Origin of the sequence: Bradyrhizobium sp. 604_D8_N2_3 (assembly GCF_051810765.1) — a bacterium.
Taxonomy (GTDB): domain Bacteria; phylum Pseudomonadota; class Alphaproteobacteria; order Rhizobiales; family Xanthobacteraceae; genus Bradyrhizobium; species Bradyrhizobium barranii.
Genome location: NZ_JBPWPM010000002.1, coordinates 170,690 through 184,734, shown reverse-complemented (window position 1 = coordinate 184,734; position 14,045 = coordinate 170,690). Strand labels below are relative to the sequence as shown.

Genomic DNA, 14,045 nt, shown 5'->3' with positions numbered 1-14,045 from the left:
CGTCATGACCAAGTTCCGACCGAAATATATCACTTTCGATTGCTATGGCACGCTGACGAATTTCGACATGGCCGGTGCGGCAAGGCGAGTCTACGGCTCTCGGCTTTCTGCCACGACGATGGCAAGTTTCATCAAGGATTTCGCTGCCTATCGCCTGGACGAGGTTCTTGGCGCGTGGAAGCCATACTTCGAGGTCGTGCATAACTCGGTGGAGCGCGCGTGCAAGCGCAACGGTGTCGTATTTCGGCCTGAGGATACCCAGCGCATCAATGAAGAAATCCACACATGGGGTCCACATGCCGACGTCCCGGCGGGCCTCGCCAAGGTCGCCACGGAGATACCGCTGGTGATCCTGTCGAACTCCATGAAGAACCTCATCATGTCGAACGTCGAAAAGCTCGGCGCGCCCTTCCACATGGTCATCACGGCCGAGGAGACCGGCGCCTACAAGCCGCACATGAAGGGCTTCGAGTACATGCTCGACAAGCTGGGCTGCGGCCCGGAAGATATCACCCACGTCTCCTCGTCCTTCCGGTACGACCTGATGACGGCCTACGACCTGGGCATCAAGAGCAAGGTGTGGGTAAACCGCGGTCATGAGCCCGCGAACCCCTTCTATGAATACACCGAGGTCGCTGACATCGGCGGGCTCGCCGCCGCAGTCGGATTGGACCCCCTTCGAAGAAGCGCGTGAAAGCGTATCCTTTCGGGCTCTTTCGCGGCGCGTCAGGCCTTCGAAAGCTTCAGTAGAGACCGTTGCGTGATGAATAAAGGGGGCGGTTCAACCGCCCCCTTTTTTCCGTGTTCCGGCTGGTCATCCGATAGATATTGCCCCCTTATTCCAGCCCGCCGACATGAAGCGTTTTGATCTCGAGATATTCGTCTATCCCGAGTTGAGATCCTTCACGCCCCAGTCCCGACTGCTTTACACCGCCGAAAGGCGCAACCTCGGTTGAGATCAGGCCAGTGTTTAAGCCCACCATGCCGAATTCCAGCGCCTCGGCAACGCGCCATGAGCGGTTGAGGTTTTCCGTATAGAAATAGGCAGCAAGGCCGAACGGCGTGCCGTTTGCGATCGCGACCGCTTCGTCCTCGGTCTCGAAGCGGAAAAGCGGCGCGACTGGTCCGAACGTCTCTTCTGAGGCCAAGAGCATTTCAGTCGTTGCCTCACCGAGCACGACGGGGCGGGCATACTGCCTACCTTCCGGCATACGTTCGCTCTGCGAGATGATCCTCGCGCCTTTGTCCAGGGCGTCTGTGATGTGCCGCTTGATCTTTTCTATCGCCGGGCCATTGATCATCGGTCCGATTTCGACGCCTTCTTCAGTGCCGGCCCCGACCTTCATTTTCGCAACCCGGCTGGCGAGTTTTTTAGCAAAAGCATCGTAAATGCCGGATTGTACGAGAATGCGATTGCAGCAGACGCAGGTCTGTCCGCCATTGCGGAATTTCGACGCAATCGCGCCCTCGACGGCCCGGTCGAGATCGGCGTCATCGAAGACAATGAATGGTGCATTGCCGCCGAGCTCGAGACTGAGCTTCTTGATGTTATCGGCGGCGCCTTTCATCAGCAATGCGCCGACGCGGGTCGATCCGGTAAACGAGATCTTGCGTACGGTTTCATTGGCCATCAGCTCCTTGCCGATTTCCGCAGGCATGCCAGTCACGATATTAATGACGCCCGCCGGAATTCCTGCCCGCTCGGCCAGAACGCCGATCGCAAGGGCCGAAAACGGCGTAAATTCAGATGGTTTGATGACCACGGTGCAACCCGCAGCAAGCGCAGGTGCTACCTTGCGCGTAATCATGGCGTTAGGGAAATTCCAGGGAGTGATAATCCCGCAGACACCCACCGCCTCCTTCAGTACCAAAATGCGGCGGTCGGCATTGGGTGAAGGGATAGTCGATCCATTGATCCTTCGTGCCTCTTCCGCAAACCATTTTACAAAGGATGCCCCATAGCGGATTTCTCCGAGCGATTCAGCAAGCGGCTTGCCCTGTTCCAGCGTCAGCAAAAGTGCCAGATCCTGCTCATGTTTTCGCATCAGCTCATGCCATCGCTCCAGGAGCGCTGCACGCTCTGCATGAGTCTTCGTTTTCCAGCGCTTGAAAGCATCGGCCGCAGCGTCAATCGCGGCCCTGGTCTCGTCGCGGCCCATATCGGGAATGGTGCCAAGAACTTGCTGACTGGCAGGATCGGTGACATCGACGGTCGCTTTCGCGTTCGCACCCCGCCACTTGCCGCCGATCAATGCCTGCTGGCGAAACAGGTCTTTGTCCTTCAATGCAATCATGTTCTTTCCCTTCGGGGCCAACCCGTCATCACTGCGATGCGTAATCGCTTTATGTTCCTTCCACGAGCCAGTCTGCTCGACGGGAGTTCGACGAGCATGCTCTTGGAATTGCGATTGGCGAGATAAAGTCGTCTGTTCCGAGTAATACAGGATCGAACGCCGCATTTTTCATCGAGAATGAATGGATTGACGGCGTTGAATCGGGTCACGCGCGACTTGGAAAGTCGATTGTTCTGGCGGGCCAAATATTGGACCGCTCCGAACATTGTGCTCAGTCGTAAGCGCTGACGTAGATCTTTCGCACGGTCTCGATCGTGCGCCAGACGCCGACAAAACCCGGCTTCATCACAAAGCTGTCGCCGGCGCGGTAAGTCTTCGTCTCGCCATCCTTTTCCTCGATTTCGATAAGACCCGAGATGATGTGGCAAAACTCGAAAGTTGTGCCCTTGATGGAATGGGTTTCGCCAGGCGTTGCTTCCCAGACGCCGGTTAGTACCTTCTCGTCTTTCGAGGCGTCCTGCGCCCAGGTCTTGAAGGATGGATTGCCCGAAATGAGCCGTTCCGCAACAGGCAAGGCGTTCTTTGGTGCGAAGTCCGGATTGGGATCGATAGTAATCAGAAGTGACATGACATTATCCCTGGTTAGTAGCCGTGTTTTCGATCGACAAGGCCGATCGGATTTTTCCCGGCGCGGTGGCGCCGGATGTTTTCTATGACGGATAGTGCTGCCGTATGCGGTTGCGTCACGGAGGCGATATGCGGCGTTATCATCACCTTCGGGTGCGACCAGAGTGCATGGCCTTCCGGCAGCGGCTCGGGGTCGGTGACGTCGAGCATAGCTGCCGCGAGGCGGCCGCTATCGAGCGCCTCGATGAGAGCGCCTTGGTCAAGCTGCGGGCCACGGCCAACATGCAGCAGTCGCGCTCCCATCGGCAAAAACGAGAAAAGCCTCGCGTTCAGAATGCGTCGAGTCTGCTCAGTCAGCGGCAGGAGACAGACCAGAATATCCGTCTCCCTCAGAAAGCCGGCAAGCTGATCTTCGCCGTGAAAGCAGGTGACCCCCACGACCACCTTCTTGCTGCGGCTCCATGCGGCGAGAGGAAATCCAAAGGGTTTGAGGCGGTCGATGGCCGCTTGCGCCAGCATCCCAAGACCCAGGAAACCCACACGACGTTCGGTCGCCTGCGAACTGGCACGAGCTTGCCACAGGCCCCTGCTCTGCTGCTCCCGATATGCGAGCATCTCCCGATGGAGCGTTAGCACACCAAGCACGACGTATTCCTGCATCATGCGTATGATGCCATCCTCGACCATGCGAACCAGCTTCACATGGTCGGGTACGATCTCCGGCTTGAACTGATCAACCCCTGCACCGATAGAAAAGAGCACTTCCAGATTACGAAAACGCGAGACTTCGTCCGGCACGTTCCAGGTCAGGAGGTATCTCACCTTGTCGAGGTCGATATTTTCACTACAGTGGTAGAATTCCTGGTCGGGGAGTTCGCGCGCAAAGACTTGGCGGAAGACTGCTCCCCTGTTGGCATCGGAATTAAAAAGAAATGCCATCGATGCACCCTTCTCGTGTCCCGCGGCAAAGCGCGCATCGAGGTCCTCTCCCGTGGCCTGCGACGGTCGGAAATGCGATAGGCCACGCAAGGATTTCTTCGACAGTCATGGCGTCGCTCTGCCCGCCCAATTCACCGGATGTCGACACCGTAACCGCAACCAGGAGCTTTCCCTGCCGAATAGCGTTGCGCTATAGGCCGAAGATTTCGAAGACTGCCCGTAAACAGTCGAAATCTGCTGAGTTTCTGTGCGATGATCAGGCGACGCATCGGCTGCCGCAATGCGGCAGGAGGATCAAAAGCCACAATATGCCAGACACTTTGGGCATTCCGCAAAGGAACGGATGAGTTGAAATGGGGCGATCGGTACGTCTGAAGTCCTTTGAACTGGTCGCGCGCGATATTCGCGAGGTTGATGTGAAGCTGCTTCACGCGCTCTCGATTGCGGTCGGCTGGCCGCATCGGCCAAAGGACTGGGATTTCCTGCGCCGCGCCGGTCAGGGCATCGTCGCTGTTGACGGCATCGGGCGCGTTTTCGGAAGCGCGATGTGGTTCCCGTACGGACGCAAGTTCGCCACCATCGGCCTGGTACTCACATCGCCGCGCACCCAAGCACAAGGTACCGGCCGATGGCTGATGGAACAGGTGTTCGAACGGTGTGGCAATCGGAATTTGGTCCTGAACTCGACCGATGCCGCCTATCATCTTTATCTTTCGCTGGGCTTCAGGAAGGAAGCTCTCGTGTATCTGTGGCAGGGTGAGGTCGCATCATCTCTCCCGGCGGTGCCAGTGCTGGACGGCGAACTGAGGTCGCTGTCGGCAAAGAAAATTGAGGAGATCGCAGCGCTGGATGAGTGCGCGTTTGGAACAAGCCGCCAGAAGCTGCTTGCTTTGCTTTCGGAAGGTGCGTCAATCTTCACTCTAAGCCGCGGCGGCGAGATCGTCGGCTACTCCATGAAGCGCGAGTTCGGGCGTGGCCACGTGATCGGTCCCATCGTCGCCAGCAATGATTGTGACGCGATCCATCTCACGGCCGTGCATCTTAAAGAGCTTACGGGACGGTACGCCCGCGTCGATACGCGAGAGCAGACGGGTCTATTTGCTGACTATCTTCAGCAGAGCCGCCTTGGGATAAGCGAGACCGTCACGACCATGTCCAAGGGGAAGCAATTTCTTAACCGAAAAGATAACGAGCCGTGGGTTTACGGATTGGCCGGCCACGCGTTGAGCTGAAGTCGTAAACAGAGACGAAAGACGCCAGCAGCAATACGCGAATTGTGTCAGCAGTGAGTAACTGGTCGGCACGCTCCGAAGCGTGAATGATTTGAAAATCAGTGTGGATTCTCGGATGAGAACGTCGCTTCTGTTGTCAACCTGGCACTTTGCCTGCGTCGCGACTCCACCGGTATTGCTCCGAGGCAAGACAGTGTCTTGCTTGCGACAGAACGAGGCAAGTGACGCTGCCGGCTCCGTCGGGTATGTCGGATGCTCTAGCGCCTGACATCGCTGCGGAAAGTCCTTTCGAACGCGCAGCACTCGATTGGTCTGGGGCAGCGTTCGGGACCGCGATCGCCCGCCCGGTTGGCGGCTCGACGCAGGAGACAGGATGAGCGCCCTAAAGGTCCGTTCGGCACAGAAGGGCCGAAAGAGACAGCACTACGAAAGGTCGTGCTGGTTTTTGCCGTCGACCGTTGGGCCTTCTGCTGAATGACCATGCATTGCGGCACATTCTGCCAAACGCCAGCGGCTATGCTCGGCTGGTAAGGCAACTCGACGGGACCAAGGACGTGGATCGCTTCCGGCCGAAATACGTGACTCTTGATTGCCACGGCACACTGGTCAATTTCCAAATGGCGGAAGCCGCGAGGGATCTGTTCGGTCGTCTTCTGGATGGCCCGCGCATGGACGAATTCATCAAGAATTTCTCGGCCTACCGCCTCGACGAGGTGATGCAGGACTGGAAGCCTTTTGCGGATATCGTTCACAACTCACTGGAGCGCACCTGCCGCCGCAACAACGTCGCATTCCGTGCCGAAGACGCTGAAACGATTTACAACCGTATCCCGACCTGGGGGCCGCATCAGGACGTACCCGAGGGATTGGCTAAACTAGCCAACGAAATTCCGCTGGTTATCCTTTCGAACGCTACGACGGCCCAAATTCCGTCGAACGTGGCAAAGCTCGGCGCGCCATTTCATGCCGTCTATACCGCTGAACAGGCGCGTGCCTATAAACTTCACCTCAATGCGTTCGAATATATGTTTGACATGCTGGGATGCGGCCCAGAGGACATAACTCACGTTTCCTCGTCTTTCCGCTACGACCTGATGTCCGCCTATGATCTGGGGATCAAGAACAAAGTCTGGGTTAATCGCCGCCATGAGCCAGCCAACCGCTATTACGGGTATACGGAAATCTCCGATGTGACCGAGCTACCAGGCCTTTTCGGACTCTGAGGGGCAAGGATGGACTCGGCCCCGCAAAGCACCGAAGCCTATTTTCGCGCTGCCGCTGCAATCCTGGCCATGCGGCCGGGCGCTTCCGAACCGGACATGTCGGCGGCACTACTTAAGCGCCACTACGGATTAACGGGATCGATTGCGACATTATCCTCCGAGGTCGAGCGCACCGTGGAGGTCAACCTGTCGGAGGGCCGCCGATTAATCCTGAAGACATCGACCAGACCGGAGGCGGTCGACAGCTTTCGTTTCCAGGCCGCCGCTTTAGCTGGATTACAAGGGGCCGCGGGCTTCGTCGCGCCCGAAGTGCTCCGCACGAATAACGGCGCACTGATGTTTGAACAAGACGGAGTATGCGGGTACTTACAGACCCGGATTGAAGGCATTCCGCTGCACCAAGCGACGCCGACTCCCGACCTGCTTTTTCGAACTGGCAGCGCTCTGGCCCGGTTGCACTTGAATCTTGATCTGGTCAGCGTGCCCGCGGCCCACCGTCCCGTGCTTTGGCACGTTGGTTGCTGGCCGAGGTTGACGGAACTAAAGCAATACCTGCCATGCCGGACAATTGCCGATAGCGTTCGTGTCGCGATGGCGGAGTATGTCGAGTTTGTTGAGCCACAAATCTCGAATGTCGCGTGGCAGGTAACTCATAATGATCCCAGCCCATTCAATGTGATGTTGACTGGCCAGGGAATGGGTTTCATCGATTTTGGCGATGGCTGCTGGGGCCCCAGAATCCAGGATCTCGCAATCGCAGCGAGTCACGTCGTTAAGGATCCGACCCTTCCTTTGGGTGGGGCCGAACATCTTATCGCCGGCTACGCCTCGGTCATTACACTTTCGGCGCTTGAAGCAAGATTGCTCGTGGGACTGATGCGGGCGCGACAAAGCGCATTGATCCTGGTCAACTACTGGCGATCCTACCTTTTTCCGGCCGACGCCCAGTACATCAAAAAGAATGTCGCGCGTGCCGAGCACGGCCTTTCGATTCTAACACCTCTTGGCGCCGCATCGGGCGAGGCGGCAGTTCTGGCGGCAATGTCGTCGTTCCAGCCGTAACGCCATTTCGGTTCACTCGACCGGCACGGTCGCCAGCACAAAGAACCGCGAACTGATTAAGCTACTCTTTCAAACAGGTAGAAGCACATGTCTACAGATCTCATGCCAAATCGCTACAGACCCGGCGAATCCAACCTTCCTAGGCGCGAGTCCGAGCTAATTGCTCGCCGTGACGAAGTTCTGGGGGCCTCATATCGACTCCAGTACCGCCGCCCCGTGCACTTCGTTCGCGGCGAAGGCATGTGGCTCTACGATCCTGACGGGCGGGCCTATCTTGATTTCTATAACAACGTACCGTCTCTCGGTCATTGCCACCCAGAAGTAAACGTCGCAATGGCTGAGCAGGCAGGCCAGATAAGCGCCAACACGCGCTATCTCGAGCCAAAACTTGTCGACTATGCCGAGCGATTGGTCGATACGTTCCCAAACGAGCTCGACCGGGTGGTTTTTACTTGCACGGGCAGTGAATCCAACGATTTGGCCTTGCGTATCGCGCGATTTGCGAGCGGCAACGAAGGCGTGATCGTGTCGACCTACGCGTATCACGGCACTAGTGCGGCGACCGCTGCGGTTTCCCCGAACTTGGGCGACGCAGTCAAGCTCAGCCCATTCGTGCGCATGGTATCGCTACCCGGACCAGCGGGCGTGCCGCAGCCACAAGCCGCGGACTTTTTCGAGGCGCAGATCCGTTCAGCTATTACGGATCTGAACCGTCGTGGCATTGGCGTTGCCGCCCTGCTCATCGACAGTATTTTCTCCAGCGATGGCGTATGGGTAGACCCTCCTGGGTTCATCGCCAGTGGAGTTGTGGCAGTCCGGGAGGCAGGTGGTCTCGTCATCGCCGACGAAGTTCAACCGGGCTTTGGGCGAACTGGCGTTCATATGTGGGGCTTTGAGCGGCACAGCATTGTTCCGGATCTTGTTACCCTCGGCAAGCCGATGGGCAATGGATTTCCAATTGGCGCTGTCGTTGGCCGCAGAGCACCGATGGACCAATTTGGGGCCACATCTCGCTACTCAAACACGTTCGCCGGAAATACAGTTGGAATAGCGACGGCGGACGCCGTGCTAACGATCCTTCAGCGGGACCAAATCCCCCAGCGAGCGCTTGCCATGAGCCAGCGTCTCCGAACCGGGCTGGAGAGAATCGCGAAGCAGCCTTACGGAGTTCGCTCAATCCGAAACGCTGGTCTCTTTTTTGGCATCGACATAGGGCTTGAGGGCTCACCGGCGGCAAGCCGGCGTGCAATGGCTTTGGATGTAGTGAACGCAATGCGGGACGACGGCGTACTTGTGAGTACGACAGGGGCCAACGAGGATTCACTTAAAGTGCGCCCTCCGCTCGTTTGCCAGGCTGAACATGTCGACCTCTTCCTTGCATCCATGGAGCGCGCGCTCGTCGGGGTCGCTGGCTAGACCGCCTACGTGCGAGCAGGGGGCAAGGCCTTAGTACGGTGCCACCGGAGCAAAAATTCGGAAAGTTCTTGCAATGCCCGTTCAAGTTGATGCCGTTCAAAATAGCCGGGGTTTTCCACGCGTGCAGGTGTCGGAGCGCGCACGTGAGTTGCTGGTTCGCGTGGTCACCATATCCGCATCCCAGCTCCTTCCATCCACCGACGCCGATCTGCTCTGCGTCGCCGCCGCCCCACGCATCTCAAGGAGCGCCTGATGAGCGCCCCGGAAGCGCGAGATCCTATGAAGGGTAAGGTCGCAGAACTCTGGCGCTATCCGGTGAGCTCCATGGCAGGCGAACAGCTCGCCGTGGCTCGCGTCGAGGCAGGCGGCATTGCCGGCGACCGGATCTGGGGAGTGCTCGATGAAGCAACCGGCCGCATCGCCTCCCCTGGACGGGAAAAGCACTTCATTGGCGTGCCGCGCGCGCATGCTAGGATCGCTGATGGCGGCGTGACCGTTTCGGTCGATGGCAGGAGTTGGGCTGGACCGGAGGACGCCTCGATGCGGGAAGCCTTGTCGACGACTTTCGGCTTCAAGCCAATGCTGAAGCCGTTCGACCCCATCGGATCAGGCGGTTTTCGCCCTCGCTACGAGCACGCCCCGATCCACCTCTTGACCACGGCTGCACTGCGCAGCCTTAGCCGAGAATTGCCTCACAGCGTCATCGACACGCGCCGCTTCCGTCCGAACATTCTTGTCGACTGGCCGGATGAGGACGAGGCGGTGCCTGAAAAAGACTGGATCGGCCGGGAGATCAGGATCGGCGAGGTCGTGTTGCGTGGCAAGGGGTCTTGCGGACGCTGCGGCTTCATCACGATCGAGCAAGATCGCTTGCCGGTAGACATCGAAATCCTGCGCAGAGTGGTCCAGCGGCACGGTCGTGATTTCGGAATTTATTGCGACGTCATGCTTCCCGGCCACGTGGCAATCGATGCGATGGTCGCCGTTGCGTAGGCTATAGTAGCGCTATGCCTCCGGAGAAGGGAGCCAAGAAAATTAACTCAATGGCTTAGAAGATTGCAGGTGCGTCCGAATTGAGTAACTTATTTGCACGCGCCAGACCAGCATTGATTTCGAGGCTTCCCACCGTGATACGGCCGCTCTCACCGTGCTTGTCCCGTACGCCACCGCCTGATGGTTGTTCCTCCACGCGGTTGAAAGACTGCACCCCGAGATGCTTTCGCCATCGTGGCATTTGGCGATTCGATCACCGACGGCACAGGCTCGACCATGAACGGCGATGATCGCTGGCCTAACGTGCTATCGCGCCGCTTGAAAGCTCACTACGGCAACAAGGTCGCGGTGGTGAACGGCGGTATGGGCGGCAACCAGATCGCCGGCCCCGCCGAATACGGCCCCGACAAGCCATTCCCTGGCGGCCCCGCTTCAGGCCAACGGCTCGATCGCGACGTCTTCGCCATGTCGGGCGTTTCCGGCCTGATCTGGCTCGAAGGTATCAATGACTTCAGCAAGAATGGCGATGCCTCGACTGACAAAGTCATCGCGGCGATGAAGGACGGTGGCCCGACTCCGTGCGAAATGGCCGCAGCTTCGTGTCATCGGCGCCACCGTGACGTCGGCGCTCGGCAGCACCAGCACCGCGCATGGCTTCGAAGAGAAGGACAGCAAGCGGAAGGCGCTCAACGACTTCATCCGCACATCAGGCACGTTCGACGGCGTGATCGATTTCGACAAGGTCGTGCTCGATCCGCGATCGGGCGGGCTCAAGCCGGAATTCGTCGCCGACAGCACCAGCGGCGGCCCCGGCGACAAGCTCCATCCCAATCGCTCCGGATATCTTACAACGGGCCAGGCGATCGATCTCGATTTGTTCAAGCCGAGCCGCACGAAGGCAAAGGCTCGGGAATAGCGGAATAAGGACGCTTTTCCGGCCGGCAAGAGCTCATCCTATTTTTGTATGGGCCGCGATCAGCTCTTTGCGAGTGCCAAGTCCCCTTATGACTTCTTTAGCTCTTCTGGAAAATTGCAGCTGGGTTTCGTTGCCGAGCCTCAGCCCGTCAGAACACGATCTTGGGAAATCGCAGGACAGCGTACAAAATCAAAGAATTGGTAGCGATGGAAGGACTCGAAGCTTTGACCTTAGTGTTGTTCTTTAGCGATCGGTCGCCGGACAACCGGTTGTCTCGACGTTTCTTATAGCCACCTTCTAAACCACCCCCGGTTGCAGACCTGAGTCCTTCCGGCGCGCTCTGAAATGATGAGCATTCTAATCGCAGAGGTGTTCGACCGACTTGCCCGAGCATCCAAATCTACGACGCGCACAAGGTCGACCTGTATCAATAACAAAACGATCCGCTTTTGATCCATCGAAAGCAGCGTTCACCTATTCACTCCATAACGGCTCATTCCGCGAATTGAGCCTTTCGCAAAAGTGTGTTTGCTCGCAGGGTCTTCGGAAGCGTTGTGGCGGGAGCTGGGCGTCACCCCTGCGGGGCCGGGCTGTTGGCTGCGCTGAAGCCCCGCAGGCGGGTCTTCCCCCTTGCGGGCGGCCATCCCTGACGCAAACGGCCCAAGCCTCCGAATACCGACCGGAAGCAGCTTCACGAAGCAGGCCTTTAAACCCTGCGGGTGCAACGCCTATGACCTCGAGGGTGTCGAATGGAAACGACAAGTTCGCGAAGCGATCTTCGCGTGGGCAAACACGCTTTCATTGATCCCGGACAGAATGACGACGATCGTTCTTGCTGTCGACCCGAACGGCAACGTATCTGCGGGATGAACGATGTGCGCCTTGGTTCACCATGCTTCCGGTGAAGGACCAGCCCCGCTCTCGAATGGGCTTTCCTTGGTTCTGGTGCGGCCTTCCACGATCAACCCGCAAGGGGTTCGCTACGCAAGCGTGCGACCTCTTCGGCTTCGCCTCTCGAGGTGACCGCAGCCGCCCCCGAACACGTCGGCGCCTGTCGAGCGGGGATGGTCCTCGCCGCAAGACGGGAGCCTTTCGATGTCGCACGATCTCACCCTCGCCCAGAACCACGCCTTCGATCTGGCCCGCACGCTGATGGTGCCGGTCATCCTTTTCCAGGCTGAGAGCGAATTCGGTGTGATGCTCTCCAGCGAGTACGACGGCGAGCAAGACGCTATCGTTCACGAATACGATCCCTGGTCCCCGGCCCATTGAGCCGGGTGACCGGCTGCCGCTGGCGCCATGCCGGCTGCAAGGGAAGCTTCGCCGCGCCCAGCTATCTGACAAATTCGACAGCTTGTCCGCGCGCCCTTGCGCCCGGCAGGCTTCGCGGCCGGTCGGGGATGTGCCGCAAGGCTAGGAACAAGTGAGACCAACAGAAGAAGGGGCCGGATGTCGCCTGCGCGACACCGGTGCAAACAATGGACAAGAGAGAAATCGAAGTGCTGCGCGAACAGGTCGGCTGTGCGGCCCTGCTCGAGCAGGATGGGTGGAAGGTAGATATCAAGGAGAGCACCCGCCGGGCGATCAAGTATCGCCGTGACCAAAGGATCGTGATCGTCATCCACGACGGTCGCGGCTGGTTCGACCCCCTCTCGACGGCAAAGGGGGACGTGTTTTCGCTCGCCCAACATCTTGGCGCCGATGGATTCGCTGACGCGTGTGATCGTGTTTCCGGCGTCGTCGGCTTCGTGCCCAGCGCGCCCGCCTGGCGACCTGCCGCAAAGCCAAAACCGGTTGCCTCGATCGCGAAGCGCTGGCGTCGTCGCTCCGAACCTCGGCCCGGCTCCGCGACCTGGCGCTATCTGGTCGATGAGCGGCATATCCCCGAACGGATCATCGCCGCCGCCGTTAGCGAAGGACGGCTCCGCGAGGGCCCGCAAGGCAGCATGTGGGCGGCACATAGCGATTCGGTTGGCGTCATCACTGGCTGGGAGGAGCGTGGCCCGAGCTGGCGCGGGTTTGCGACGGGCGGTACGAAAGAGCTGTTCCGCCTGGGCGCCGCCGATTGCTTGCGCATCTGTGTGACGGAAGCCGCAGTCGATGCGATGAGCCTTGCTGCTCTCGAAGAGCTGCGTGATGACACTCTGTATATCAGCACGGGCGGGGGATGGGCGCCGGCAACAGAGACGGCGGTCCGCGCTTTGGCCGGGCGCGCCAATGCCGTCATTGTCGCCGCGACCGATAACAATCGGCAGGGCGAAGTCTACGCCCGTTGGATTCGGGAGATCGCGGACGAGGCCGGCTCTCGTTTCCTGCGGTCGCAGCCGCGCACCGACGATTGGAACGAAGACCTCAGCGCCGCCCGAATCGGAGGTGGACAGCAAGGCACGGCATGGTCCTGTGCTGTATGTCGTCCGCGCGAAGGCGAACGAATATGAGGAATGAGAAAAAGCGAGGATCGCTGCCGCATGCCCGGCCGGCGCGTCAAGGGTGAAGCTTCGCCCGCGTTCCGCGGCCCTTGACCCGCCGGACCTTCGATGCGGCCGGCGAGGAGGTGTGATGAAGGACTGAAGTGACGAAGGGATCAGGCGGATCGCTCGCGCTGTCAGTCCGGCCAGGCCAAGAGGAGCCGCCCATGCACACCTCCCCCAGCATCCGCAAAGTTTTCGAAGGCGTTGCGACGCGCCACGAGATGCACCGCTTGTTCAACCGCCATCGTGGTGACCCCGCGATGGCCGAAGGTGAAGGCCAGCATCTCTTCGCCGGTGAGTGGTTTGAGATCAACGAGCGGGAGCACGACTACATGCTCGAGATCCTGTCGCCGCTGTTTATGCGCGCCGACATGTTTGCGATGCGCGAATTCATGACGGGCAGCGTCACCAGCATCTTCTTCACGCTTGCCATCGACGGAAAGCGGCGCTGGTTCCATGGCTATTGCGATCTTTCAGATCGGCTGTCGCCGGAGCGGATGAAGGCGGCGATCATCGAGCACGAGTCACGGCCCGTGCACGCGATGACGCGCGACGAGCGGCTCGACCACATCTGGTCGAGCACGCATGACGATTATCGCGGCTATGCTGGCGAGCGCTGGCCGCAGGCCATGCGCGGCCGCCGCACTGTACTCGTCTATGCCGGCCAGAGCGGCACGGCCTGAAGCTCCTCGACGACCTCACCGAGGCAGAGATCGCGGCCAAGCTGCCGGTGCAGTTCCGCCATCTGCCGGAGACGGCCGCGGCCTAGCCCGACCTCCCCTCCCCGCCCCGCGGCAGCCCGGCCTCGCTCGGGGCGTCGCATTTCCGCACCCGGCCCTGGCGCCGGCTCTCCGTCAATCCCGCAACGCCGT

The 14,045-nt window shown here is 59.3% G+C and carries 12 protein-coding genes and 1 pseudogene; 10 read left to right on the top strand and 3 right to left on the bottom strand.

Annotated features, from left to right (window positions below):
• Positions 1-4: 4 nt before the first annotated feature.
• Positions 5-694 (top strand): haloacid dehalogenase type II, encoded by a 690-nt coding sequence (locus AB7245_RS45730; protein WP_439035988.1) that lies wholly within the window; start codon positions 5-7, stop codon positions 692-694.
• 142 nt (positions 695-836) lie between these two features.
• On the opposite strand, the gene AB7245_RS45725 is transcribed toward AB7245_RS45730, so the two are convergent.
• From AB7245_RS45725 to AB7245_RS45715, 3 genes are all read right to left on the bottom strand, one after another.
• Positions 837-2,294: an NAD-dependent succinate-semialdehyde dehydrogenase gene (locus AB7245_RS45725; protein ID WP_439035987.1), complete on the bottom strand. Its 1,458-nt coding sequence runs from the start codon at positions 2,292-2,294 to the stop codon at positions 837-839.
• 271 nt (positions 2,295-2,565) lie between these two features.
• Entirely contained in the window at positions 2,566-2,922 is a 357-nt protein-coding gene (locus tag AB7245_RS45720) for a cupin domain-containing protein (RefSeq protein WP_439035888.1), read from the bottom strand.
• Positions 2,923-2,936: 14 nt separating this feature from the next.
• A complete protein-coding gene (locus AB7245_RS45715) occupies positions 2,937-3,860 on the bottom strand; it encodes a 2-hydroxyacid dehydrogenase (protein WP_439035887.1) in 924 nt (307 codons plus the stop codon).
• Positions 3,861-4,213: 353 nt separating this feature from the next.
• Here AB7245_RS45715 and AB7245_RS45710 point away from each other — a divergent pair, with 353 nt between their 5' ends.
• The 9 genes and pseudogenes from AB7245_RS45710 to AB7245_RS45670 all read left to right on the top strand — a co-directional run bounded on the left by AB7245_RS45710 (position 4,214) and on the right by AB7245_RS45670 (position 13,942).
• Complete coding sequence (locus AB7245_RS45710) at positions 4,214-5,092, top strand: GNAT family N-acetyltransferase (protein WP_439035886.1); 879 nt, start codon at positions 4,214-4,216, stop codon at positions 5,090-5,092.
• Between the two features lie 554 nt (positions 5,093-5,646).
• Positions 5,647-6,315, top strand: a complete 669-nt coding sequence (locus AB7245_RS45705) for a haloacid dehalogenase type II (protein ID WP_439035986.1) — start codon at positions 5,647-5,649, stop codon at positions 6,313-6,315.
• A 9-nt stretch (positions 6,316-6,324) separates the two neighbouring features.
• Positions 6,325-7,377: a phosphotransferase enzyme family protein gene (locus AB7245_RS45700; protein ID WP_439035885.1), complete on the top strand. Its 1,053-nt coding sequence runs from the start codon at positions 6,325-6,327 to the stop codon at positions 7,375-7,377.
• An 87-nt stretch (positions 7,378-7,464) separates the two neighbouring features.
• Positions 7,465-8,793, top strand: coding sequence for an aspartate aminotransferase family protein (locus tag AB7245_RS45695; RefSeq protein WP_439035884.1), 1,329 nt, complete (start codon positions 7,465-7,467; stop codon positions 8,791-8,793).
• Positions 8,794-9,045: 252 nt separating this feature from the next.
• Entirely contained in the window at positions 9,046-9,786 is a 741-nt protein-coding gene (locus AB7245_RS45690; protein ID WP_439035883.1) for an MOSC domain-containing protein, read from the top strand.
• A gap of 276 nt (positions 9,787-10,062) precedes the next feature.
• A complete protein-coding gene (locus AB7245_RS45685) occupies positions 10,063-10,710 on the top strand; it encodes a hypothetical protein (protein WP_439035985.1) in 648 nt (215 codons plus the stop codon).
• Between the two features lie 1,087 nt (positions 10,711-11,797).
• Positions 11,798-11,974: a hypothetical protein gene (locus tag AB7245_RS45680; protein WP_439035882.1), complete on the top strand. Its 177-nt coding sequence runs from the start codon at positions 11,798-11,800 to the stop codon at positions 11,972-11,974.
• Positions 11,975-12,180: 206 nt separating this feature from the next.
• Positions 12,181-13,140, top strand: a complete 960-nt coding sequence (locus AB7245_RS45675) for a DUF3991 and toprim domain-containing protein (protein WP_439035881.1) — start codon at positions 12,181-12,183, stop codon at positions 13,138-13,140.
• A gap of 197 nt (positions 13,141-13,337) precedes the next feature.
• A pseudogene (locus tag AB7245_RS45670) lies at positions 13,338-13,942 on the top strand (DUF1419 domain-containing protein).
• Positions 13,943-14,045: the final 103 nt, after the last annotated feature.

Bases quoted from the DNA above. Each gene is read 5' to 3' on its own strand.
- AB7245_RS45675 (WP_439035881.1), top strand. From the start codon at position 12,181: ATGGACAAGAGAGAAATCGAAGTGCTGCGCGAACAGGTCGGCTGTGCG.
- AB7245_RS45710 (WP_439035886.1), top strand. From the start codon at position 4,214: ATGGGGCGATCGGTACGTCTGAAGTCCTTTGAACTGGTCGCGCGCGAT.
- AB7245_RS45695 (WP_439035884.1), top strand. From the start codon at position 7,465: ATGTCTACAGATCTCATGCCAAATCGCTACAGACCCGGCGAATCCAAC.
- AB7245_RS45680 (WP_439035882.1), top strand. From the start codon at position 11,798: ATGTCGCACGATCTCACCCTCGCCCAGAACCACGCCTTCGATCTGGCC.
- AB7245_RS45725 (WP_439035987.1), bottom strand. From the start codon at position 2,294: ATGATTGCATTGAAGGACAAAGACCTGTTTCGCCAGCAGGCATTGATC.
- AB7245_RS45690 (WP_439035883.1), top strand. From the start codon at position 9,046: ATGAGCGCCCCGGAAGCGCGAGATCCTATGAAGGGTAAGGTCGCAGAA.
- AB7245_RS45715 (WP_439035887.1), bottom strand. From the start codon at position 3,860: ATGGCATTTCTTTTTAATTCCGATGCCAACAGGGGAGCAGTCTTCCGC.
- AB7245_RS45720 (WP_439035888.1), bottom strand. From the start codon at position 2,922: ATGTCACTTCTGATTACTATCGATCCCAATCCGGACTTCGCACCAAAG.
- AB7245_RS45685 (WP_439035985.1), top strand. From the start codon at position 10,063: ATGAACGGCGATGATCGCTGGCCTAACGTGCTATCGCGCCGCTTGAAA.
- AB7245_RS45700 (WP_439035885.1), top strand. From the start codon at position 6,325: ATGGACTCGGCCCCGCAAAGCACCGAAGCCTATTTTCGCGCTGCCGCT.
- AB7245_RS45730 (WP_439035988.1), top strand. From the start codon at position 5: ATGACCAAGTTCCGACCGAAATATATCACTTTCGATTGCTATGGCACG.